Genomic DNA, 23,282 nt, shown 5'->3' with positions numbered 1-23,282 from the left:
TGTTGAAGACGCAAATTTAGAAGGCGACATCCCATACTTCGGCCAATTTCAGCATCGCCGGTCCGATGGCGACAATAAAGAACGATGGCCAGATGCAGAAGATCATCGGGAACATCATCTTGACCCCCAGTTTCCCGGCCATCTCCTCGGCGGCCTGAATCCGTTTTTCCCGGTACTCTTCGGAGTAGACTCGCAGGGTTTCGGCGATGCCGGTACCCAGGCGCATCGACTGGGTAATGGAGCCGTTGAGTCCGCGAATGTCTTCCAGCCCGGTGCGATCGGCAAACTCTTGCAGCGCCACGTTCATGGGCAATCCGGCCCGGTTCTTCTGGCACACCAACTGCAACTCTTCGGCCAACTCGAAATGACTGAGGCGAATCTCGGCGGCCACCCGGTTCAGCGCCGCCAGCAGCCCCAGGCCGGCCTCACAGCACACCACCAACAGGTCCAGGGCGTCGGGAAAACCGACCCGCATCTTGCGCATTCGCTTGTCGGCCAGGGTGTCGAGGATGAAGCTGGGCAGCACAAAGGCCACGCCCAGGATCACCGCCATGCCATAGAACAAGACGGTGCCTGAAGTGTTGGTGAAGGTTCGCAGCATATACATGCAGCCGGCAATGGCGGCGGCGAACACCAGGATGCGGCAGCCGTTGTAGACGGCCAGGGCGTTATTGGAGTGGAAGCCTGAGTGAATCAGTCGTTTTCGAGTGTCTTCGTTGCCAAAGGCAAAGCGGCCAATCAGCTTTTGATGCTTCTTATGGTGCAGGCCATGCTCCAGGGAATCGTCGAAGTCGTCATGCAGTTGTGCGGCGTTGCCCTCGGTGGCTTTGAGGTGGGCCAGCCGTTGACGGGCAGGGGAGTACAGGCCGCTGAACAACAGTCCGACACCGATGGCCAGGGTAACCCCGGCGCCGGCGGCAATCAGGTAGACCACGTAGACCGAGTAGGTCTGATTTTGCAGCAGCTGGTTGAGGAGGCTTAAGAGATAGTCCATGGTTACACCTCGATTCGAATCAAGCGGCCAATCCAATAGGTGCCAATCATCATGCCGATGGCGCCGTACATCAGCAGATCGTTGCCCGATTCACTGTCGGTCAATTCGCGGGCGTAGCTGGGGGAGGTCAGAAACAGGAACGCGAACAGCCCCAGAGGCATCAGTACCAGTACCCAGGCGGACATTCGGCCTTCGGCCGACATGGATTTTACTTTGCGTTTAAAGGTGAACCGCTGGCGAATGACCCGGGACAGGTTTTTCATGTTCTCGGCCAGGTTGCCGCCGGTCTCTTTCTGCACCTGTACCGCCGAGGAGAAAGCCATGGCCGATACCGACGGCACCCGCTCGATAAATCGCAGCAGCGCCCGCTTGGTGTCTTTGCCGTAGTTGATGTCGGCAAACATCAGCCGGAACTCAAATGCCAGCGGCCCTTCCATCTCCTCGTAGGTCAGCTTGACCGAGTCGGAGAAGGCGTAACCGGCCTGCAGACCCCGCCGAAGAATGTCCAGGGCTTCGGGAAACTGCTCTTCAATGGTCTCCATGCGTTTGTCAAAATCCCGCGACAGCTTGAAGTGAAACAGGGTCAGGGTCAGCAGAAACGCCAGCGCACAGAACAGCCAGTCTTTGGAAAGGAACCAGCACACCAGGGTAAACACCGTGGCGGTAAACAGGGCCATCATCAGGTATTGGTGTCCCAAGTAGCGAGACCCGGATTGCTCCAGCTTAAAGGACAGGTTCTGAATAAAAGGGAACTGCTCCATGCTGCGTCCCAGCGAGGAGGCTTTCTGCAGCCGGTTACGGCGTAGCAACGAAACGTCGTCGGCACTGTCACCCCGCTCTTTGGCCAACTGCTTGAGGCGGTCTTTGATGACTCGGGTATCGCCCCGCTGAGGTCGGTAGACCGGTAAAAACAGAGCCTGAGACAGCAATAGCACCGCAGCGAAAACGCAGCCCAGAAAGATGACTTGAATGCTCATGACCGCCTCTCCTACATGATGTCCATGTTGTTATCGACGCCAAACAGCTCAAACGGCAGCACAATGCCTTTCTTGTTCAATTCGTCATGGAAGTGTGGAATCACGCCGCTGGCTCGGTAATTCCCCTGAATCTGTCCCTGCTCGTTACGTCCCTGGCGCTGGAAGCTGAAGATCTCCGACATGGTGATGACATCACCTTCCATGCCATTGATCTCGGTAATGCTGACGATGCGCCGGCGGCCGTCTTCCTGCCGCTCCAACTGCACCACCAGGTCGATGGCCGAGGCGATCTGAGTACGGATGTTCTTTACCGGCACGTCGAACCCGGCCATGCACACCATGTTTTCAAGTCGGCTCAGGGCGTCGCGGGCAGAGTTGGCGTGCAAGGTGGTCAGTGAGCCTTCGTGGCCGGTGTTCATGGCGGTGAGCATGTCCATGGCTTCGGCGCCCCGGACCTCGCCGACGACGATGCGATCCGGGCGCATGCGCAGGGAGTTTTTCACCAGTTCGCGCTGGGAGACCTCTCCCCGTCCTTCGAGGTTGGCGGGACGGGTTTCCAGGCGGACCAGGTGTGGCTGTTGAATCTGCAGCTCTGCCGAGTCCTCGATGGTGATGATGCGCTCATCGTCGGGAATGTAGCCGGACAGGATGTTGAGCAGGGTGGTTTTACCGCTGCCGGTACCGCCGGAGACCAAGATATTGAGTTTGCCCAGCACGGTGCCATTGAGCACGTCAGACATCTGTTGGGTCATGGAGCCGAATTGCACCAACTGCTCGGCGGTGAGTTTATCGACGGTGAAGCGACGAATGGACATGCTGGGGCCATCCAGGGCCAAGGGCGGAATGATGGCGTTGACCCGGGAACCGTCTTTGAGGCGGGCGTCCACCATGGGGCTGGATTCATCCACCCGCCGGCCGACGCCGGAGACAATTTTGTCGATGGTATTGAGCAGGTGCTGGTTGTCATTAAACTGCATCGGCACCTGTTCCAGTTTACCGAAGCGCTCGACAAAGATGTTGTTGAAGTTGTTGATCAGGATGTCTGAGATGGTGGGATCTTCGAGCAGGGTCTCCAGAGGGCCCAGTCCCATCACTTCATCGTTGATCTGCTTAATGATCTTTTCCCGCGAACTGAGGTTAATGGGGCGCGGATTTTCATACAGAATCTCATTGCAGATCTTGGAGATCTGCTGACGGGCCTCGGTCTCGCTGATGGACTCCAGACGGGATACGTCCAGCAGTTGCATCAGGCGGTCGTGCAGCTCCTTCTTAATGATGTTTTCCTGCTCATTAAGCAGCTTGTTACTGATGTCTTGTGAGGCGTCCATAGCTTATTTTCTCCAGAGTTTGGCCCAGATTCCGGTCTGATGCTGCTCTCCCTCGTTCGGGACAAGGTCATCGCAGATCTTGCGGATGTCTTTGGTGATCGCTTCTTTGGCGGCGAATTCAGACAGACGTTTGCCTTCGTCCACACAGCAACTGACGCGTTTGTAGTCGTTGCGAACGGTGAATACCGAGTCCACGCCGACGGTCTCTTTAACGTCGGCCACGGTGATTTGGCTGCGGTTGGGGGTGTAGCGGTTGAAGATGATGTGCAGACGGTTCTGCGGAATGCCCAGCTGCAGGGTGAAGTAGCGAATGGCCGCGGCGGCATCTCGCAGGCAGGCGATGCTGTCCTGTATCACCACCAGAACGTGCTGGGCGTCCACTAGCAGCGGCAGCGACCAGTTGTCCGGTCCCCGGGACAGATCCACGGTGACCGACTGGTAGTGGGTACGCACCTTAAACAGCAGGGTCGGCAGGTGTTCAAACTGAAAACATTGATTGTCCAGTTGACTGAATGGCAGCGCCGGCAGCAGGTGAATGTTGTCTATCTGGCTCATCAGGCCGGTAATGGCGGTGTCATCCAGTTGCTCTACTTGAGACAGGGCGTCATGAAAAAAGTACTGAGGCTTGGTGTCCAGCAGCAGCATCTGGTTGCCGTTGAGGTGATCGCCATCGAGCAGAGCGACGTTGGTTTTCTTGTCGCGCTGAGCGAATTCGTCGGCCAGGGAGGTGCTAATGAAACTGGCGCCGGCACCGCCTTTGGCGTTGACCACGGCGATGACCGGAGCCAAGCGCATGGAATGGGCCAGCTCTTGCGCAATTTTATGAATCGCTGTGGTCAGTTCCTGCGGGGAGGACTCGATGGGAATGAAGTCGTTGGCGCCGGATTGCATGGCGATGCGCAGCACCTCCGGCGAGGCTTCTTTACCCAGGATGATCATGTTTTTGCTTTTGCCGGCAAAGCTCTGAATCAGGGTGGTGGCCTGCTTGGGGTCGTTGGGAACCAGCAGGATCAACAACTGAGTAGCGGCCAGCAGATCGGTATTGATCTGGTTGATTGGCAGAGAGTCCAGCTGCAGGTTAGGGGTGGAGCGCAACACCTCCACCAGTGCGGTTTGATCGGTGAGGTTGGCAGCCACCAGCAGTGCACTCATGGGCACTGGCAGCGCTTTAGGCCGGGCAGGCTTAATGGATTGGGTTTGGGTGTCCTGCCACTGTTCCTGAGCCAGCGGAGTGTTGGATTTGTCCATACTGGTCACTCCTTATGGGTATTTAAATGCATACGGTTGTCCCAAATCGTGTGGCACCCAGGCTTTCTCTGGGCAGGGTGGTGACAAAGTCCGGAGAGTTAATCTGCAGGGTGATGCCGGGTACCACGAAGGTGTGCTGGTAGTTGGTGATCGAGGCCCTGACCAGAGCGATGTCATAGAAGGAGGTGGCGGTGACGCCAGCTAGGGTCAGGTACTCAATGTTCAGGTTGGCATTGGTGATGGCCGGGCCGAAGTTGGCGCCGTCAAACAGGGCCAGGGATTGCAGTGCTACCGGTGCCGCCGGGTTGCCCGAGGTGTCGGGGGCACAGACGGTGGCCAGACGGGCCGCCCTTCGGGAGGCTTCGGTCAACACGTTGTAGGCGAACATCAGCCTGGAGACCTCCAGACAGGCAAAGATGATCACAAACACCACCGTGGCAACGATGGCGAACTCTACCGCATAGACCCCTCGTTGGTTTTTGTGATTCATAGTGCCCTCATCGAAATGGTGGCCGTCAGGGGAAAGCTGTAATCGACGGTGGTGCCATAGTCGCCGGCCAGGTTGCCGTTAAAGATCGGCGTCCAGTTGTAGGTGGCGGTGACGGTAATGACATCGGTTCCGGCGGGAACCGAGATGCTGATGTCATTGACGCTAAAGCCGCTTAACAGCGAGGTGCTGCCGCCAGTCGTGCCATATACCGCCAGGTCCTTGGCCTGAGACTGAACCGCGTCGGTGAGATCGATCAGCGAGGTGGTGCCGGGCTTGGCGTTGTTGATCAGGTAGCGGCAGGCGTTGCGGGCGATGCTGTTCAACTGGTTGTACTGGTACATCACCCGGCCCAGTTCGCCGATGGCAAAAAAGAACAGAAACAGGATCGGCAGGGTGATCATCGCTTCGATGGCCGCCAGTCCCTGTTGCTTGTTGAGTGAGCGCGCATTGGTTTTCATGGTCAGGAGTCCTTATTGTCGGGATCCCGATACAGGACAATGGTGTAGGGGCCATCGGTGACCGTTGTGTCATCGGTGGCCACTCCGGTACCGGTGCAGTCTTCGACAAACTCGCCCAGCACGTAGGCCAGGTTTCCTTTCTGAATCACTTCCTGCATCAGGTAGAAGCAGGCAAACCCTTTGAAGGGGATGTCGTTGTTCTGGCCATTGCTCTGGCCATCGCAATCGCCCACCACGATGGCAAACTCGCGGCGGTTGGCACCGCCATCGGAGTCCCAGTTGTCACCGGTGGCGGCGCAGCTGTTCTGGTAGAGCGAGCCACCATCGATGGTGTTGTCGACGTAGTTATCGGTGTAATCTGAGTAGCGGTACAGCGACGGCGTGGCGGCGGTTCCATCCACCAGGGCGCCGTCCGAAGAGAACACAATCTCGTCATCGTCGTTGATCTCCAGCTCTTCGCCGACGCAGATGTCTTTGTCTCTGGGGTGATCGGTGGAGTTGACGGTGCCGCCATGCCATTGACCGAGTCGAGTGTTCATGCCGGTGGCCACCGGGCCGACGTTGTTACCAGGCTCGGTTGAGATGCCGTCGTCGCCGCCGAAACAGTAGTTGTTGCCGGAGTCTTCGCCAGCCATGGCGGCGCGAATGTCGGCGGCACCGGAGTTGTCGCCGAGGCGGATCAGCTGGAAGTTACCCGGGCCGATAGGCGAGTCTTGTTTGCTGGAGATCTTCATCGCCATGATGTTGCCCTGAGGGTAGCCAAAGGGCTCGCCGGGAGTGTCGCCTTCGCACACCATCATCGGCAGCACATTGAGGCTGCAGTTGACCAAGGGAGTGCTGGGGCCGGCCACGGCGGAGGCGCTGGTGAACTTATCCATGTTGATGGCCTTGCCCAGGTAGGTGGCCAGCTCCACATCATCGACCCGCACTCGGGCGTACTTGGCGTCGACGTCGGTGGTCACCGTAAAGGGGTCCGGCTGCAGAGAGAACTCGATGACCAGCTGAGCGGTTACCTGGTTCTGACTGTAGGACGCACTGGCCAGATCGATGTCGCCGCTAAGCTGGCTGAAATCCGACGCACCCAGTACTGTGGTCAGGGTGGTGACGGCACTCTGGCGAGCTGCGGCATGGTTGTTACCATCATCCAGAGACACGGCTGCGGACAGGGCGGCCGCATCGACGGCATTCTGGAGCCGAGTTTTACTCAGCAGCAGATGACCGCTTTCCAGCGCCATGGCGCCCATGATGACGATGGTCAGCAGGGCGATGGTCACCAGAACCACGATGGCTCCGCGCTGTTTTCCTGGAGTCCGTTCCGGAAAATGGCGTCGTGAAACGTTCATGTTCACCTCCAAGGAAAAAGAGTCACTCCTGGTCAACTTAGTTGTTTTCGCCACCTAAGCTGACGTCGATAAATTGGCTGCGGGCGGTTTCTGGCCGGTAGGTCGAGGTGCGGTAGTTTTCCATTACCGCCGTTCCGTATTGGCCATCGAGCTGGTTAACCTTACCCGCGTTGCGGGCGACCGCGTCCGGATCCAGAATCTCTTGTTGCTTGAGCTGAGCCGTCGTGGTGCCCAGTTCAAACTGGGTCATCACATCGGAAGCGCACCCACTTAGGAGCAGGAACAACAGGCCAGCGAACAGGGGACGTTTCATAGTTAGCTCCTTACAGCGAATGGCCGTATTTGTTTTGAGTTCCGCCGTTGTCGGTGGCCGGAACCGGTGCCAGGGGTTGTTCGCTGACGACGGTATTGGGGTTGGTGTCGATGTGATCTTGCTCTTCGCGTTGAGACATCTCGCCCAGCAGGTAGAAGCCCACATCGGAGGGTGAGACGAAGCCATCGGTGGGCAAAATCAGGTCGTCACGAATGATGGGACGAACCAATCTCGGGGTGACCAGAATCACCAGCTCGGTTTCACCATTGCGGTACTCCTGACTGCTGAACAGCTGGCCCAGAATCGGGATCTCTCCCAGCCCAGGCAGCTCGTCCAGGCTTTCGCGCACGGTGTTGCTGAGCAAACCGGCGATGGCAATGGTCTGGCCGTCGCCCAGCTCGATGGTGGAGTTGGCGCTGCGCTTGATGATGGATGGGGTCACCAGAGCCGCGGTGGAGCCTTCGGGAACGATGCCCACCGAGTTGGCGTTACTGAGTTCACTCACCAGTACATTCAGGTTCAGGTTGATGCGGCCGCTGTCCAGCACGGTGGGGACAAATTTAACGCCGACACCAAAGCTCTTGTATTCGATGGTGGTGCCTTCACGGCTGGGAACCGGTACCGGGAACTCCCCCCCGGACAGGAACTCGGCCAATTGACCGCTCAATGCGGTGATATTGGGTTCCGCCAGAACTCGGGCCAGGCCTTGCTGCTTGGCCGCATCCAGAGCGAAGTTGAACAGGAAGTCACCGCTGACGTAGCTGCCGAAGAAGCCCTTGTCGCTGATGATGCCATCACCGCCGACGATGCCGCCGATGAAATCGCTGCTTTCGGTGATCAACTGAAAATCCGAGTCCAGCTGCCGCGCCAGTTCCCGCTGCACTTCGGTTACCGTCACCTCCAGCATCACCTGGTGACCGCCGCCCACCGACATGATGTTCAGCACGGTGCTGGGGTTGCCAGACGTGTCCGCTGCCACCGCATAGCCCTGGGCCAGGTTCATGGCCATGTTCATTCGGTCCAGGTTGGAGACCTGACCACCGATGACCAGTTGTCCCTGAGAGCTGTGAACCTGTATGGGCTCTTCCGGCAGGAAACGATACAGCTTCTCTTTGAGGCCATTGAGATCGTGGGTGATCTCAATGTCGATGATGTCCACCAGCCGATCTTCGTCATCCCAAACCAGGATATTGGTGCTGCCCAGCTGTTTGCCGAGCACATACAACTCGGTTGGCTGCATGATCAGAATATCGGCGATGTTGGGGTTACCCACGGAAACCCGGGCTGCCGCCTGCTTGATTGGCAGGGTTCTGGATTTGTAGATGGGAACCGGAAAACTCTGTAGTTGCAGGGCCGTCGGGCCACCGGCGACGGCAGCATGGTGCCACTGCAGGGCGGCGATAAGAGGCAACAGCATGGCGATGCGGCCAAGGAGTTTGCCCATTTTCTGAGTCAGTGTATCCATAGTTTCGCGTTCCTAATGATGCTGGTGGTCGAGATCAGCTTTCCACGGTGACGGTCTGCTGGGCCGTTCCTCGTATCACTTCGATTTTCATTTTTCGTTGCTCTGGCGGGCGAGGGGCCACTTTGGCGGGAACCGCCTCTGGTTGAGTGACGGGGGTGCCCGGTTGTGGCTCTGGTGATGCCTGAGCGACCGACACTTCGGAATCATCGGTTGGGTTACGCAGCGCCAGTTGAATGGTGCCTTTGCCTCTTGCACTCATCAGGGATTCCGCTTGCTCAAGCGTGACCTCCAGGGTGACGGCCCTGACCACCAGCGGTTGGCTGCTGTCCTGGTTGGCTTTCTGATCCACCGCCAGCACTTTCAGGTTGCTGAGCACCACTTCGGTTTGCGTTTCGGCGGCCACATTGCGGACGTTGCCGACTTTAAAGGTCACCAGCACATCGACCCGGTTGCCCGGCAGCAGGAAACCGGCGACCCCGACCACGTCGTTGACTCGAATGGTGACCGCGCGCTTATTCGGCTCAATCAAGCTGGCCAGGACGCTGCCTTCGCCTCGTAGAGCCAGCTTATCCGGATGCAGGGTGTCACCCTGTAGCATCGGGAATTTGGCCACTTTATCCACGGCCTGGTCGATGGAGGTCAGGGCATCCCGGGGGGCCAAAGCTTTTGGAATGGCCTGGAGAGACAGGTGTTTGGCTTCCAGAACCGTTCCGGATGGAACGCTGACCGACATAGTGACCACCACCGCTTGATCGGGGTGATCAGAGGTTGGTTGGCTTTGTTTCAGCCAGTTTTGAGCCAGCATGACGGCGCCGACGCCAAACACCAGTGATAACAGAACGAAAAATAATGATCGGGTATTCATCTCTCCTCCCAGCAATGCCGTATCGAGGTGATTTCGACTAGTGCGCGCTATTTACAAAGTAGATTGACCAAGCCCGCTGCAATAATTGTTGGGTTACCTCTGCGGGTAACTCGTTATAGCTAATTTGATCCGCGACAATGGACAGCAAATCTCTCGGGTGACAGGGCAATAAAGGCTTGCTTGCCGGTTCATAGAGATTGGCAATAATCCAGTCGCATATGTGAGGATCATAATTCAGGTTGAAGTCATGGCAATTTTGTCGCCAAATATCGCTAAATTGCTCTTTGTTGAGGGCTGCAAATTGAATTTTGTATCCCAGCCTTCTTAAAAATGCATCGTCAACCAACTGCTCTGGATCAAGGTTAGTTGAGAAAAGCAATATTTGCTCAAAGGGAACGTCAAAATGTTCGCCACTGGGAAGAGAGAGAAAATCTTTGCTCTCTTCCATGGGAACAATCCAGCGGTTGAATATCTCTTTTGGAGTAATTTGCTGCCGACCTAAGTCATCGACCAACAATATTCCGTTGTTGGATTTAAGGCCAATTGGCGCATGGTAGGTGCGGCTGTTGTGATCGTAATGGACATTCAACATCTCCTGGGTCAGTTCACCGCCAACCACCAGCAGAGGGCGGCGACAGCGGTGCCACCTGGGATCGTGACCTTCGGTGAGCAGCAGCGACTGATTGTCGCCGTTGCTTTCATGCAGTTCATGCAGCTGAGGGTCGAAGATCTGGATGATGGCCTGGCCGATGGCGATGGCATGGGGGATCAACACATCGTCCCCAAAAACCTGGTTAAAATGGCGGCACAGGTAGCTTTTCCCGGTACCGGGAGGACCGTAAATCAGCACCGGCCGTTTGGAGTTCAGGGCTGGGCCTATCTCTTCCATCAACCGGTGAGGAAGGACCAAACCCTCGAGAGCCTGGTTGATGATCGGTCGGGTGATGGTGTGTTGGCGGCTGGATTGCAATCTGCAGACGCGCCAGTATTGATCCAAAGGCACCGGCACCGGCCCCAGGTAGCCACTGCGACTCAGTGCGTACTCAGCCTGCTCACGTCCCAGGTGGCTGAGGGTATAGCGCATCTGACCATCGCTGGTGGTTTGCTTGTTTTCGACAAGACTGTTTTGCTTGGCGTTATCCAGTAACTGTTGTACCAGGGTTCCAGTCAGGGCCAGTCGTTGATTGAGGTTCTCCATGGTCAGGACATCGCCGTCGAGCAGATGCTTCAACAGCAGGCTTTGCAGTAACTGAGGGTCGACGCCAACGGCCTCCATCGAGGCCGGCTTTATCGCCAGTTGGTTCGCAGTGCTGGCACTGGGGTGATTAACCTCGCTGTTCATCAACCTATCCTTTGAAAAACTCACTTATATTTAAGTTAGTTCAGATGCGGTCAAAGGCAATTCAAAACAGGGGTGTTCTGGCGTGATTTTTTAATTTCGATGGGGTTTGTTTTTTTATGCGCAGATATTCGAGCACTGCCAAGCAGTGCCCGAATATACGATTTGTTTATCTTGTGTATAGATTTTAATTACTGTCCGTCGCAATCTCCTGCGGCATCGACCACGGCGCACATGGCCGAAATCTGCTCCGATGTCTCGGTGCCAAGTTCGGTAAAGGCAATCACCATGCCGCCGGCTACCAGGCTGCCAGCGATGGCGTATTCAACTGCAGATAAGCCCGATTCATCGAGCCAGAAGGTACGAACGGCATGAAGTATGGCCATGGAATCTCTCCAGCACGGTTGTCGTGTCTCTGTGTAACTGATTGACGTTCAACAGCCTAAATTACGTCGATAATGACTAAAGCATAGTCGTAAGGTGTGGGGTTTTCTGTCACCCAGTTGCGTAGAGTGGTCTGGAGTCCCTGCTTCCTATCAGAGCCCGGGTAAGCGTAATGGTGCCCACATGATGATCAGCCAGCCGATGGCCAGAGCCGGCGCATAGGGTACCTGCAGCCCGGCGGCCTCATCGGCGGCAGGCTTGTAATAGGTACGGGTAAGCAGGCATTGGTAATAGCGCTTTAAGCTGGTGTAGACGCCGCGCCAACCGACCCGGGAAAACGCAAAAATTAGCGTGGTCAGTCCTCCGGCAATAATGCCAAAGCAGAGGTTCCAGAACACCATGTAGGGCCCGAGTATGGTGCCAATGGCTATCATCAATTTTACGTCGCCAGCGCCGAGCATTTTTTTCGCATAAAAAAACAGTAAACAGATGGCGGCCGTCAGCGCACCGGCGAATGCATGCAGGATGCCCAACCAGCCACTGTAGAAGGTTTGAACGGTGAATCCGGCGATCACACCGAATAACACCAGGGTATTAGGAATTTTTTCTGTTTTTAAATCGGTGATGACGGCGATAATGAATACGACCGAGGCAAGAATGTATTTTGCTTGTATTAACGTCAGCTCCGACATAAAAAACGTCCCCCAAATAAATAGAGCACTGCCCATAAAGCAGTGCTCTTAACGCGACAAAGTATTTAAACTTCCCTGTCTATTGGCCGTCACAGTCACCTGCAGCATCTACTGCAGCGCACAAGGCAGAAATTTCCTGTGTGGCCTCTGTCCCTAGCTCACCAAACGCGATAACCATGCCACCTACGACAAGGCTACCAGCAATAGCATACTCTACCGCGGATAAACCGCTTTCGTCATTCCAGAAATCAACGAGTGCTTTCTTAAACATAGCAATATCTCCGCGCAGTTAGATTAATGCCTAGTAGTTGTTGCACTAGGAAATGTCTGAGCATAGGGTACATATGGATGCTCGACACAGAATTAAAGTTAGTCCAAATAATTGCTTGTGCCTAACACCAAGTTGCTATTTCTTTCATTAAAATGAATTCTTACTGAGATATTTCCGGCATAACTTATGCCATTTGTCTTGCTATCAAACTGATATTAGTGCCTTTTTAAATTTTATTGTAGATGTCGGCGGCAATGGATAGGGTGCCATCGGCGTTGGGCCAAGCGGGCATGTAGACGATGTACACCTCTGTTTTGCTGCGAATTCGCCGGGTCAGTGAGTCGCCGGTTTTCAGGGCGGCCCGGACCGCATCGCGACTGGCCCTGGGGGCTTGATCAGCCAGATAGGTCAGCAGGGCATCGATGTTACCAACCCGAATGCAGCCGTGGCTGAGCGCCCGGTTTGTCTGCCGGAACAGCTTGCGATTGGGGGTGTCGTGCAGATAGATGGCATTGCTGTTGACCAGGTTCAGCCTCGCCTTTCCCAAGGCGTTGTTGCTACCCGGACGCTGAACCAGTCGGTGGTTGGCCAGCGCACGCTCAAGGGATTCCACTTCGGACCAGGGCAGTTTTTCCGGGGCGCTGCGGGGGCCGGACAGCAGTTCGAACCCCTGCCGTTTCAGGCTTTGGGAATCTCGGTGATAGGCTGGAATCAGCTCGCTACTGATGATGCTGTAGGGGGGCGTCCAACTGGGGTTGACGGTGATGGAGTTGAAGCGGCTGTTGAATCTTGGTGTCGGGGTGTTGGGGTTGCCAACAATCACCGGCAGCGTCAGCCGAACCTGGTTGTCTTGCAGTACCAGCAGGTTAAAGTGCGGCAGGTTGACGATGATGCTGTCTCCGTTGAGCCTGGGAGGCAGTTGCAGCCACTGCCGTAAGCTGTATCGAATGGCTTTGATTCGGTGCTCGCCACTGGCCATGATGGAGTCGATGGTTGCCGGAGTCAGGGTGCCGGTGGTGTTTAGGCCGTTGTGGCCCTGATAACGCTTGAGTGCCTCTATCAGCGCTGGGTCCCATACCGCACGATTGTTTAGGTGGGCCGGTAATCTCTCTCCCAGTCGGGCGGCGAGCAGGCGGCGCAGCACCACGACTTCCGGGTGGCTCTGCCCCAGCGACAGGTGCCGAATCAGGTCGGTATCGGGCCTTGGCAGGCTCTGCAGTTGCTGTTCCGACTTTAGCGCCTGCTGCAACAGCCTAAAGGCCTGGTATTGGGGCTGGTTTAGCCGTATCCAGTTTTCCAGCTGGTGGCTGTTCTGCAGGGCATCAAACCGGGTTTGCTCGTCGGTCACCGACTTGCGCTGCATCTCCCCCCTTAGGTTGATGAAGGCCTTGGAGGCGTGTTTGAGCTCTGCATCGCTGTAGTGAGGTTGTTCGGCCAGCAGTGCCAGATCCTGAAGCAGGTCTACCCAACTGGTCGGCCACGATACCCTGGCATCGTCGGTGCTCGGCAAGGGGGGATTGGCTAGGGCGGCGGGGAACCCCAGGCTGACCCACAGCATCAGTAGCAGCGCCGCTCTCCTCATGCCAGGCTCGCAAGGGCGATACCGTGACGGAGGCTCTGCGGCTGGCGGCACTCAAGGTAGCGGCGATAGGAGTTGCTGTACTGGCCGGATTTTGCGCCCTGTTTGTACTCCGATGGGGTCAGGCCAAAGTGAGCCTTGAAAGCGCGGCAAAAGTGCGACGGTGTCGAAAAGCTCAGCCGATAGGCGATGGCGGCGACGGTCAACCCCTCTTCGTGAAGCAGTGCCGGTGCCGCCTCCAGCCGTCGACAGATCAGGTAGTGGCTGAACTTGATCCCCAATTCTTTGCGAAACAGGTGGCTGAGCCGGCTGTGACTGATGCCGACCTCGGTTGCCAACTGGTTGAGGGTTAATGGGCGATCGAAGGTGTGTTCGATAAGATCCAGCACCTGGCGCAGTTTGTCGTGAGTGTGTCGTTGCATGACGCTCGGGCAGTGGTAGTGCTCATTCAGCTGCAGTTTCAATTCGGTCGCTTCCAGAGCCGACAACGGGTAGGAGTAGGCCTGGGTGACGCTGTGGCTTAAGGCCCAGCGCAGTGCCGGGACTGACAATCTCGGCATCAGCAACATCAGGCTGCGGCCGGGTTGCTTGAGGCGAATCTGCTCGATTGCCGCCATCTCCCGATGGTCTTGCTTGTTCATAACCACAATGCAGGGATCGTTGCCGTCGGGCAGCGCCGAAACCCGGTGAACGGTGATTGTGAGGGCGTCGCTGAGCTGAGCCGCCAGTTTACCGGGACTCTCTTGATCGAAATGGCACAGGGAAACCCCAGGAGAAGCGACGGTCATCATCGAATCCTTTCCTCTAAGTTGATCACTTGCCTGCTCTGAAGGTGGCTGGCTTTAGTATTAACAGCTAGTACAAAGCTCGCCGCTTGGCAAAGTATCTGCTTAGGAATTAAACACTCACGAGCGAGAGTCAGAGGGAAAGGCGGGCATAAAAAAGCCCGCGTGGTGCGGGCTGGATGGGATTATTTCTGTTTGTCCTGCGGTTTGAAATCTTTGGGCAGGTGCCGGTACAGGTAGACGATGGTGCCGACGGTAAAGGCCAGGGTCATCCCCATCAGGCCGAAGACCTTGAAGTTGACCCAGACCTCCTGAGACATATTGAAGGCGATGTACATATTCAGAATGCCACTGGCGATAAAAAACGCCACCCAGGCAAAGCTGGTGTTGCGCCAGATGCGATCCGGCAACGGCATCTCTTTGCCCAGCATCGCTTTGAGCAGCGAGCGACCCATCAATTCGCTGATCAGCAGGGCGCCGGCAAACAGGAACTGCACCACGGTGACTTTCCACTTAATGAAGGTGTCATCCCGAAGCACCATGGTCAGGGTGCCAAACACCGCCACCAGGGCAAAGGTGATCAGGTGCTGCTTTTCTACTTTCTTGTACAGCAGATACAGCAGGGCGATTTGAACCGCAGAGGCGGCTACCAGGGCGCCGCTGGCCAGGTAGATGTCATAGAATTTATAGACACCAAAGAAGACCAGCAGGGGCAGAAAGTCGAGTATTTGTTTCATGGATTCTGTTTTCAGCGAGCAGGGTGCCACATTCTAACCAATCCCGGCTGGGCAGGAAAGGTGAACGCCCTGTGGCGTTCACCTTAGGTCCAGAAAACCCGAAAATCAGCGGGTTGCGGCTTTCATCGCCTGAGTAAACTGGGTCAGGGCCTGGGTCAGTGCGGCTGGGTCCTGCCGATGCTCGGCGATCAGTTTGACCGTGGCACTGCCGGAGATGGCCCCGGCGGCACCGGCGGCGATGGCGTCTTTGACCTGTTGCGGTTCAGAGATGCCAAAGCCGAGAATGGCCGGCGGTGCCTGAAAGCGCTTCAGGGTATCCAGCAGTGGCCCTACCGGTTTACCGGCTTTGGACTCGGTGCCGGTGACTCCGGCCCGGGACAGCAGGTAAGTGTAGCCTTCGCCCTGTTCGGCCACCGCTTTGAGCGTCGCCTCATCGCCATTTGGCGGGGCGACGAAGATGGGAGCGATGCCATGGCGACGCGCGGCATCGGCAAACTCCGCACTCTCTTCCACTGGCACATCGGCAACCAGTACTGAGTCGACACCGGCGTCACGGCAGCGCTGGTAGAAGGCATCCAGCCCTGGCGAGAACACCAGGTTGGCGTACACCAGCAGGCCGATGGGCAGTTGCGGGTAGCGGCGGCGAATCTCGGTCAGCATCTCAAAGCACAGGGCCGGGGTGGTGCCGGCATTGAGTGCCCGCACCGTGGCGTCCTGAATGGTGGGGCCGTCCGCCAGTGGATCGGAGAACGGGATGCCCAGTTCCAGGGCATCGGCGCCCCCGGCCACCAGGGCATCGATGATGTCCAGAGTCATTCCCGGCTCGGGATCGCCGAGGGTCACGAAGGGAACAAAGGCGCCTTCGCCCTTGAGGGCCAGGGTGTCAAAAAGGGTGTGATAACGGCTCACAGCTTGCCCTCCTGCTGCAGAATGTCGTGTACGGTAAAGATGTCTTTGTCGCCGCGCCCGGACAGATTGACCACCATCAAGGTGTCGTCGGTTGCCTCGGTGGCCAGCTTGTGGGCCATGGCCAGGGCGTGGGCAGACTCCAGAGCAGGAATGATGCCCTCGCTGCTGGCCAGTTTCTGAAACGCTTCCAGCGCTTCATCGTCGGTGATCGACAGGTAGCTCGCTCGGCCGCTGGCGGCAAGGTGGGCGTGCTGCGGGCCGACGGAAGGGAAATCCAGCCCGGCGGACACCGAGTAGGACTCCTCAATCTGGCCGTGTTCATTCTGCATCATCGGCGCCTTCATGCCGAAAAAGATGCCGGTGGTACCATGGGCCAAAGGCGCGCCATGTTCACCGCTTTCGATGCCTTTGCCTGCAGGTTCGACGCCAATCAGTGCAACTTCCTCGTTGTCGATAAAGTCGGCAAACATGCCGATGGCGTTGGAACCGCCGCCGACGCAGGCGATGACGGTGTCCGGCAACCGCCCCTCTTTCTGCAGCAACTGTTGCTTGGTTTCCTCACCGATCATCTTCTGAAACTCGCGGACGATGGTGGGGAAGGGGTGCGGTCCGGCGGCGGTTCCCAGCAGGTAATGGGCGTGGTCGTAGTTGGCGGACCAGTCACGCATCGCTTCGTTACAGGCGTCTTTCAGGGTGGCCGAGCCGGCATGGACCGGAATCACCTCGGCGCCCATCAGCCGCATTCGGAACACATTGGGGCTTTGACGCTCCACGTCTTTGGCGCCCATGTACACCCGGCATTTCAGTCCCAGCAGGGCACAGGCCAGGGCGGTGGCGACCCCATGCTGACCGGCGCCGGTTTCGGCGATGATCTCCTTTTTGCCCATTCGCTTGGCCAGCAGTGCCTGGCCAAGTACCTGGTTGGTCTTGTGGGCACCGCCGTGGAGCAGGTCCTCCCGCTTGAGGTAGATTTTCACCTTGGGGTTGGGGCTGAAGTTGCGGGTCAGGGTCAGCGCCGTTGGCCGACCGGCGTAGTTTTTCAGCAGATCCATGAATTCGCTTTGAAAGTCCGGATCCTGCTGGGCGTCGACAAACGCCTGTTCCAGCTGCTTAAGGGCTGGCATCAGAATTTGCGGCACATACATGCCGCCGTATTCGCCAAAGTAGGGGTTGAGAATGGTCATGGGTTTCCTTAAGCCTCTTCGTTAGTACTGTCGCAGGCGGGCAAACGCCAGCGAGACTTTATCGGGGTGTTTGATGCCGGGGGCCGATTCCAGTCCGGAGTTTAGATCCAGGCCGAGGAATCCGGCTGACACGGCCTGTTGTACGTTGTCTGGGGTCAGGCCGCCCGCCAGCATGGCGTTGCGGCGCTCGCTGCCGACCCGTTGCCAGTCGAAGGTTTCGCCGGTGCCGCCAAAGCGACCGTTGCTGGCGGAGTCAAACAGCAGCCGATCGGCGCTGTCGACCCGGTTGCTGCCATCGGGCTTGACCGCCTTCCAGATTTCGGTGTCAGCCAGCAGCGGGCGCAGCGCGGCCAGGTAGTGGTCATCTTCGCTGCCGTGCAGCTGCACCGCATCCAGTTTGAGGGCGTGTGCCAGTCGGGCCACCTCGTCGATGGCCTGGTTGACGAAGACGCCGACAAACTTCAGGTTGGCACTGGCCCGAATCTCCCGGGCCTGGGCTTCAGTGACGCAGCGGGGGGATTTGGCGGCGAAAATCAGGCCGCCATGAACGGCACCGGCGGCTGCGGCGTGGCGGGCGTCTTCGGGCCGGGTCAGGCCACAGACCTTATTGTGGCCAAAAATCAGGGTGCGGCAGGCCAGATCGATGTCGGCCTGGGCGGTGAGGCTGCTGCCGACCAGGAAGCCATCGGCATGGGGAGCCAACTGGCGGACCTGCTGGTGGGTTTCGATACCGGATTCGCTGATGACGACTCGATCGGCAGGGATCTGCGCCGCCAGTCGCTCGGTTGTGGTCAGGTCGATGGACAAATCGCGCAGGTCGCGATTGTTGATGCCGATGATGCGGGCATCGAGGGCCAGGGCCCGTTCCAACTCCTGCTGGTTGCTGACCTCGGTGAGAATGTCCAGGCCCAGGGCGTCGGCTTCCTCGGCCAGGGCGCGGTATGTTGGGTCGTCCAGCACCGACAGCATCAGCAGGGCGGCATCGGCCCCCATGTGACGGGCCAGTCGCAATTGACGCACATCGATGATGAAGTCCTTGCACAGCAACGGCAGCTCGACCGCCTGTCGAATCGCTTGCAGGTAGTCGAAGTCGCCCTGGAAGAACTGTTCGTCGGTGAGCACCGAGATTGCCGCCGCATAGGGTTGGTACAGGGTGGCAATGGCCACCGGATCAAAATCTGGGCGAATCAGCCCTTTGGATGGGCTGGCTTTCTTGCATTCGAGAATGAAGCCGGCATTGCCGCCTTTAAGGGCGTCAAACAGTGAGCGCTCACTCTTTGGCGCTCGCTGGCTCAACCGTTCGCCGTAGCGCCGCGATAGCGCGTCGATGTGGGCGGCCTTGGTGGCGACAATGGTGTCGAGAATGGTACTCATCGGTTACTGCTCCGGTTGCTGATTGCTCATTTCGGCGAAGGCCTGCATCAGCTGCAGGGGTTTGCCGCTGTCCATGGTGGCAAACGCCAGTTCGGTGCCTTTTGCCAGGCTGTCGGCCTTGCCGGCCAGGTACAGGCCGGCACCGGCATTGACCGCCACCGCGCTGCGCTGGGCATCGGTGCCACCGCCGCCGAGAATGGCCTGGCTGATGGCGTGGTTCTCGGCCGGATTGCCGCCCTTAATGGCCTCGATATGGTGCTGGTTGACACCGAGATCCGCCGGGGTGTACTGGCGCTGAATCAGCTGCCCCTGCAGCAGCTCCACCGCATGGGTTTCGCCGTGGATGGCAATCTCATCCAGGCCCAGGCCGTGCACCACCAGCGCCCGCTCGACGCCGAGGGCGGCGATGGTTTCGGCGATGGGCTGCACCAGTTCCGGGCTGTAGACCCCCAACAGCATCTGGTTGGGGCGGGCCGGGTTGATGAGTGGGCCCAGCACGTTAAACAGGGTGCGGGTCTTCAGCGCCTGGCGCACCGGCATGGCATGACGGATGCCGCCGTGATAATGCGGCGCAAACAGGAAGGTGACTCCCAGTTGTTCCAGGCAGCGGGCCGACTGCTGCGGGCTCATGGTCAGATTAACGCCGAACTGGGTCAGCAGGTCGGAGGCGCCGGACTGGCTGGAGACGCTGCGGTTGCCGTGTTTGGCAATGCGGGCTCCGGCGGCGGCGGCGACGAAGATCGAGGTGGTGGAGATGTTGATGGTGTTGGCGCCATCGCCGCCGGTGCCAACGATGTCCAGCAGATCCCCCTTGGGGCGGGGAAACGGAGTGGCGGCGGCGCGCAGGGCGCTGGCGGCACCGGTGATCTCATCGACGGTCTCGCCGCGCATCTTCATGGCGGTGAGGATCCCGGCCAGTTCAATCTGACCCACTTCTCCGGCCATGATTTGGGCGAACAGTTGCTGGCTCTGGGTCTGGGAGAGCGCTTGGCCGTTCATTACGGTGGCCATCAATTCGGTTAGCATAACGGGCTCTCCTTGGTGAGTAAGCTCAGGGTTCGGGTTAACAGTTCGCTGCCATCCTGAGTGAGGATGGACTCGGGATGGAATTGAAAGCCGACGGCGCGGTGCTGGTTGTGGACCACCGCCATGGCCATGTCGCCGACCTGGGCCGGTACGGACAGGCAATCCGGCACCTGGTGTGCCACCAGGCTGTGGTAGCGGGCTACCGGCAGCGGGTTGTGCATGCCGGCAAACAGCGGACCATTGTCGTGGCGCATGGGACTGGCCTTGCCGTGCATCACTTCGCCGGCGAATCCGACCTTGCCGCCGTAGTGTTCGATCAACGCCTGGTGGCCGAGGCAGATCCCCAGAATCGGCAGCTTGCCTGCCACCAGAGACAGCAGGGTCATCATGCAGCCTGCTTCGGCTGGGGCACCGGGGCCCGGGCTCAGCACCAGCACCGCATTGTGGTGCTGGTTGATCAGGGTATCGGCCAGGGTGTGGGCATCGATGTCGTTGCGGTACACGGTGACCGGGTGACCCAGGGTGCGGAACTGATCCACCAGATTCCAGGTAAAGGAGTCGAAGTTGTCCAGCAGGATGATGGGGGTCATAGGGAACCTCCGATGGCGCGAATGACTGCCATGGCCTTGTTGCAGGTTTCGTCCGCTTCTGATTGCGGGTCGGAATCGAAGACCACCCCGGCGCCGGCCTGGACGTGGGCGGTACCATTGTTGACCAGGGCTGAGCGGATCACGATGCAGGTGTCCATGTCGCCGCGGCCATTGAGATAACCGACGGCGCCGCCGTAGCTGCCACGACGCTCGCCTTCAGCCTGGCGCAGCAGTTGGGCGGCCCGCACTTTGGGGGCGCCGGTGAGGGTGCCCATGTTCATGCAGGCTTGATAGGCGTGCAGGGCATCCAGATCGGTGCGCAGTTGGCCGGTCACCCGGGACACCAGGTGCATCACGTGGCTGTAGCGGTCCACCTTCAGCAACTCGGGGATTTGGCGGCTGCCGGGCTGGCTGATGCGGGCGATGTCGTTGCGGGCCAGATCCACCAGCATCATGTGCTCGGCAGTTTCTTTTTGATCCTGGCGCAGCCCCAGTTCTATGCGGGCATCCAGGTCATGGTCCAGTTCGCCGCCTGGCTTACGGCCGCGTTTTCGCGTGCCGGCGATGGGGTAGATCTCCACCTGGTTGCTTTCGGCACTGTATTTCAGTGCACTTTCCGGCGAAGCACCGAACAGGGTAAAGCTGGCGTCCTGCAGTACAAACATGTAAGGGCTGGGGTTGTCCCGGCGCAGGCGGGCGTAAGCCTCCAGTGGCTGGGGGCAGGGCAGGGAAAAGCGGCGGGCGGGCACCACCTGAAAGATGTCGCCGGCGCGAATGTGCTGCTTCAGCTGCTCGACTTTGCTGCGGAAAAGGGCGTCGTCCTGATTGATGCTGACGGCGGCGGTCGGGGCCGGGGTCAGAGTTTCGTTGCCGTCGAACTCATCGACCTGTCGGGCCAGGTCCGCCAGGCGTTGACTCAGGTGGTGGTGGTAGCGCTCGCTGTAGTCTCCGCCCTGAAGGGCCCCCACCAGCCGCGCCGTTCGGCGGACGTGATCGATGACCAGGGTGGTTTCCGCCAGGTAGAACAGAAAATCCGGGCAGTTGTTGGGGCCGTCGCTGACCGTGGGCAGGGGCTCGACACTGGCCACCAGGTCAAAGGCGAAGGCGCCGGTCAGCAGCAGTGACTGGGCACAGGCGTCGTCATCTTCGATGCTCTGTTGAATCAGCCTGAGCACCGACAGCGGCGAAGGGGCTTTGAGGCGGCTGTCTTCGTCCAGATCCCGTGGTGGCTCTGGTACCGTCAGACACAGGGTGCCTTGCTGCAGCTGCGGAGAAAATGTGGCCAGGCGTTCGCTGAGCAGCGGAATCAGGCTTTCGCCATTGAGCGTCAGTGGCTCACAGCGCACCTGGCGACCGTTGCACTCGATGCGCAGGGCGGCATCGATCATCAGCAGGCTCTGGGTGCCAGCCTTGGTATCCACCTCGGCAGACTCCAGCAGCATGCTGTTGGCCTTGTCACCACACAGGGCCTGAAACAGGGCCGCCGGTTGATGTTGATAGCGACAGGTCAGGGTCAGGGTATGGCTGTGACCCGGCTGCAGTTCGGTCATGATTACAGTCTCCTTCCGGCGGCTTCCACAAACGGCTTCAGTGAGCTCATTAAATCATCAAATTGCTGCGGATCTAAGTTTTGATGTCCGTCGGACAGCGCTTCGGCCGGGTTGGTGTGGGTTTCGACGATGATGCCATCGGCGCCCACTGCCGCCGCCGCCCGGGCCAGTGGAATCACCAACTCTCTGACCCCAGTGCCATGGCTGGGATCCACCAGTACCGGCAGATGGGTTTTCTGCTTCAGGTAAGCCACGGCGTTGAGGTCCAGGGTGTTGCGGGTGGCGGTTTCGAAGGTGCGGATGCCACGCTCACACAGAATCACGTTGGGGTTGCCGGCATTGACGATGTACTCGGCGGCCAGCAACAACTCCTCGATGGTGGCGCTCATGCCTCGCTTCAACAGAACCGGCTTGTCCAACTTGCCTACGGCTTCCAGCAGGCGGAAGTTTTGCATGTTGCGGGCCCCGATCTGCAGGCAGTCGACATACTGAGCCATCAACGGCGCGTCGTTGGCGTCCACCACCTCGGAGATGGTTGGCAGGCCGGTGCGGTCGCTGGTGGCTTTCAGAATCTTCAGCCCCTCTTCGCCCAGGCCTTGAAAGCTGTAGGGGCTGCTGCGGGGTTTGTAGGCGCCACCGCGAATGCCGGCAACGGCGTGGGTGGTCAGGTAATCGGCGATGCCGTCCAGTTGCTGCTGGCTTTCTACCGCACAGGGGCCGGCGATAACGGTAAAGGTTTCGCCACCGACGGCGTGGCGGCCCACCTTGACCCGGGTGTCGATGGGGTAGAGTTCACGGCTGACCAGTTTGTAGGAGGACAGGATGGGCTTGATTTGATCCACCAGCGGGTGACTGTCCAGGTGTAAGGATTGCAGTACACGCTCGTCGCCGATGGCGCCGATAACGGTGCGTTCCACGCCGGGCATGTACAGTGGCTTGAGGCCTTTTTGCTCGATTTGCTGAAGCAGCTTTTGCGCTTCTTCTTTGCTGGCATGTGGTTTTAAGATAATGATCATGTTCATATTCTCGTCAAAAAGGTATAAAAAAACCCGCTTCGGTTAAAAAGCGGGTTTTTGATGTTTGGTTTGTGCTCTTTTTACTCAGGCACAGGCCACCGTACACCCCGCTTATTTGGGATGCGCCACCACCACTGAGTGGTGTGAGCTGAGGTGAAGATGGAAACCTGAGTCATTGCTGTAAATCCGTATCTATAAGTTTACGCTTGGCGTTTACAGCAAAATTACCTTGCTGGAGCTGAGGTGTCAACACCTTTGGCGCAAATGCCTTGTTGCTGTTTGTAACAGAAGCGCTGTGGCCCCAGGACGCAGATTGAATCGGCGAATAATTGCAGGCCAATGCCGTGGTTAGCCGTGCTTGGGGG

General features: G+C 58.3%; 24 protein-coding genes. All 24 read right to left on the bottom strand.

Annotated elements, in window-relative coordinates:
• Positions 1 to 16: 16 nt before the first annotated feature.
• Positions 17 to 994, bottom strand: a complete 978-nt coding sequence (locus tag H598_RS0110510) for a type II secretion system F family protein (protein ID WP_028112987.1) — start codon at positions 992 to 994, stop codon at positions 17 to 19.
• Positions 995 to 996: 2 nt separating this feature from the next.
• A complete protein-coding gene (locus tag H598_RS0110505; protein ID WP_028112986.1) occupies positions 997 to 1,971 on the bottom strand; it encodes a type II secretion system F family protein in 975 nt (324 codons plus the stop codon).
• 11 nt (positions 1,972 to 1,982) lie between these two features.
• Positions 1,983 to 3,299: a TadA family conjugal transfer-associated ATPase gene (locus H598_RS0110500; protein WP_028112985.1), complete on the bottom strand. Its 1,317-nt coding sequence runs from the start codon at positions 3,297 to 3,299 to the stop codon at positions 1,983 to 1,985.
• Positions 3,300 to 3,302: 3 nt separating this feature from the next.
• Complete coding sequence (locus H598_RS0110495; protein WP_028112984.1) at positions 3,303 to 4,547, bottom strand: CpaE/TadZ family protein; 1,245 nt, start codon at positions 4,545 to 4,547, stop codon at positions 3,303 to 3,305.
• 22 nt (positions 4,548 to 4,569) lie between these two features.
• On the bottom strand, positions 4,570 to 5,037 hold the full coding sequence (locus H598_RS0110490) for a TadE/TadG family type IV pilus assembly protein (protein ID WP_028112983.1): 468 nt from the start codon (positions 5,035 to 5,037) through the stop codon (positions 4,570 to 4,572).
• On the bottom strand, positions 5,034 to 5,495 hold the full coding sequence (locus H598_RS0110485; protein ID WP_035415807.1) for a TadE/TadG family type IV pilus assembly protein: 462 nt from the start codon (positions 5,493 to 5,495) through the stop codon (positions 5,034 to 5,036). The genes H598_RS0110490 and H598_RS0110485 overlap by 4 nt, the downstream gene beginning before the upstream one ends.
• A gap of 2 nt (positions 5,496 to 5,497) precedes the next feature.
• Positions 5,498 to 6,838 carry a pilus assembly protein TadG-related protein gene (locus H598_RS0110480; protein ID WP_028112981.1) on the bottom strand — a complete coding sequence of 447 codons (1,341 nt, stop codon included), beginning with the start codon at positions 6,836 to 6,838 and terminating at the stop codon, positions 5,498 to 5,500.
• A gap of 37 nt (positions 6,839 to 6,875) precedes the next feature.
• On the bottom strand, positions 6,876 to 7,151 hold the full coding sequence (locus H598_RS0110475) for a hypothetical protein (RefSeq protein WP_035415806.1): 276 nt from the start codon (positions 7,149 to 7,151) through the stop codon (positions 6,876 to 6,878).
• A 10-nt stretch (positions 7,152 to 7,161) separates the two neighbouring features.
• Complete coding sequence (locus tag H598_RS0110470) at positions 7,162 to 8,616, bottom strand: type II and III secretion system protein family protein (protein WP_156896997.1); 1,455 nt, start codon at positions 8,614 to 8,616, stop codon at positions 7,162 to 7,164.
• Between the two features lie 34 nt (positions 8,617 to 8,650).
• Positions 8,651 to 9,481, bottom strand: coding sequence for a Flp pilus assembly protein CpaB (cpaB, locus tag H598_RS0110465; protein WP_028112978.1), 831 nt, complete (start codon positions 9,479 to 9,481; stop codon positions 8,651 to 8,653).
• Between the two features lie 37 nt (positions 9,482 to 9,518).
• Positions 9,519 to 10,823: an ATP-binding protein gene (locus H598_RS0110460; protein ID WP_028112977.1), complete on the bottom strand. Its 1,305-nt coding sequence runs from the start codon at positions 10,821 to 10,823 to the stop codon at positions 9,519 to 9,521.
• A 188-nt stretch (positions 10,824 to 11,011) separates the two neighbouring features.
• Positions 11,012 to 11,206 (bottom strand): Flp family type IVb pilin, encoded by a 195-nt coding sequence (locus H598_RS0110455; protein WP_035415805.1) that lies wholly within the window; start codon positions 11,204 to 11,206, stop codon positions 11,012 to 11,014.
• A 150-nt stretch (positions 11,207 to 11,356) separates the two neighbouring features.
• Positions 11,357 to 11,896 carry an A24 family peptidase gene (locus tag H598_RS25540; protein WP_051252656.1) on the bottom strand — a complete coding sequence of 180 codons (540 nt, stop codon included), beginning with the start codon at positions 11,894 to 11,896 and terminating at the stop codon, positions 11,357 to 11,359.
• 79 nt (positions 11,897 to 11,975) lie between these two features.
• Positions 11,976 to 12,167 carry a Flp family type IVb pilin gene (locus tag H598_RS0110445; protein ID WP_028112975.1) on the bottom strand — a complete coding sequence of 64 codons (192 nt, stop codon included), beginning with the start codon at positions 12,165 to 12,167 and terminating at the stop codon, positions 11,976 to 11,978.
• A 226-nt stretch (positions 12,168 to 12,393) separates the two neighbouring features.
• Positions 12,394 to 13,749 (bottom strand): L,D-transpeptidase family protein, encoded by a 1,356-nt coding sequence (locus H598_RS0110440; protein WP_084144418.1) that lies wholly within the window; start codon positions 13,747 to 13,749, stop codon positions 12,394 to 12,396.
• On the bottom strand, positions 13,746 to 14,537 hold the full coding sequence (locus H598_RS0110435; RefSeq protein ID WP_084144417.1) for a helix-turn-helix domain-containing protein: 792 nt from the start codon (positions 14,535 to 14,537) through the stop codon (positions 13,746 to 13,748). The genes H598_RS0110440 and H598_RS0110435 overlap by 4 nt, the downstream gene beginning before the upstream one ends.
• A 179-nt stretch (positions 14,538 to 14,716) precedes the next feature.
• The gene (locus H598_RS0110430) at positions 14,717 to 15,268 is read right to left on the bottom strand and encodes a septation protein A (protein ID WP_028112972.1); all 552 of its coding nucleotides are present in this window, start codon (positions 15,266 to 15,268) and stop codon (positions 14,717 to 14,719) included.
• A 105-nt stretch (positions 15,269 to 15,373) separates the two neighbouring features.
• Positions 15,374 to 16,177, bottom strand: coding sequence for a tryptophan synthase subunit alpha (gene trpA, locus H598_RS0110425; protein ID WP_028112971.1), 804 nt, complete (start codon positions 16,175 to 16,177; stop codon positions 15,374 to 15,376).
• Positions 16,174 to 17,361, bottom strand: coding sequence for a tryptophan synthase subunit beta (trpB, locus tag H598_RS0110420; RefSeq protein ID WP_028112970.1), 1,188 nt, complete (start codon positions 17,359 to 17,361; stop codon positions 16,174 to 16,176). Before trpB ends, trpA begins: the two co-directional genes overlap by 4 nt.
• Positions 17,362 to 17,382: 21 nt before the next feature.
• A complete protein-coding gene (gene trpCF / locus H598_RS0110415) occupies positions 17,383 to 18,735 on the bottom strand; it encodes a bifunctional indole-3-glycerol-phosphate synthase TrpC/phosphoribosylanthranilate isomerase TrpF (RefSeq protein ID WP_028112969.1) in 1,353 nt (450 codons plus the stop codon).
• A 3-nt stretch (positions 18,736 to 18,738) separates the two neighbouring features.
• The gene (trpD, locus tag H598_RS0110410; RefSeq protein ID WP_028112968.1) at positions 18,739 to 19,761 is read right to left on the bottom strand and encodes an anthranilate phosphoribosyltransferase; all 1,023 of its coding nucleotides are present in this window, start codon (positions 19,759 to 19,761) and stop codon (positions 18,739 to 18,741) included.
• Complete coding sequence (locus tag H598_RS0110405) at positions 19,755 to 20,351, bottom strand: aminodeoxychorismate/anthranilate synthase component II (RefSeq protein WP_028112967.1); 597 nt, start codon at positions 20,349 to 20,351, stop codon at positions 19,755 to 19,757. Before H598_RS0110405 ends, trpD begins: the two co-directional genes overlap by 7 nt.
• A complete protein-coding gene (locus H598_RS23995) occupies positions 20,348 to 21,901 on the bottom strand; it encodes an anthranilate synthase component 1 (protein WP_035415804.1) in 1,554 nt (517 codons plus the stop codon). Before H598_RS23995 ends, H598_RS0110405 begins: the two co-directional genes overlap by 4 nt.
• Before the next feature lie 2 nt (positions 21,902 to 21,903).
• Positions 21,904 to 22,917 (bottom strand): bifunctional 3-deoxy-7-phosphoheptulonate synthase/chorismate mutase, encoded by a 1,014-nt coding sequence (locus H598_RS0110395; RefSeq protein WP_028112966.1) that lies wholly within the window; start codon positions 22,915 to 22,917, stop codon positions 21,904 to 21,906.
• Between the last annotated feature and the right edge of the window lie 365 nt (positions 22,918 to 23,282).

This window comes from Ferrimonas kyonanensis DSM 18153, assembly GCF_000425405.1.
Taxonomy (GTDB): Bacteria; Pseudomonadota; Gammaproteobacteria; order Enterobacterales; family Shewanellaceae; genus Ferrimonas; species Ferrimonas kyonanensis.
This window is presented reverse-complemented; position numbering and strand designations above follow the sequence as displayed.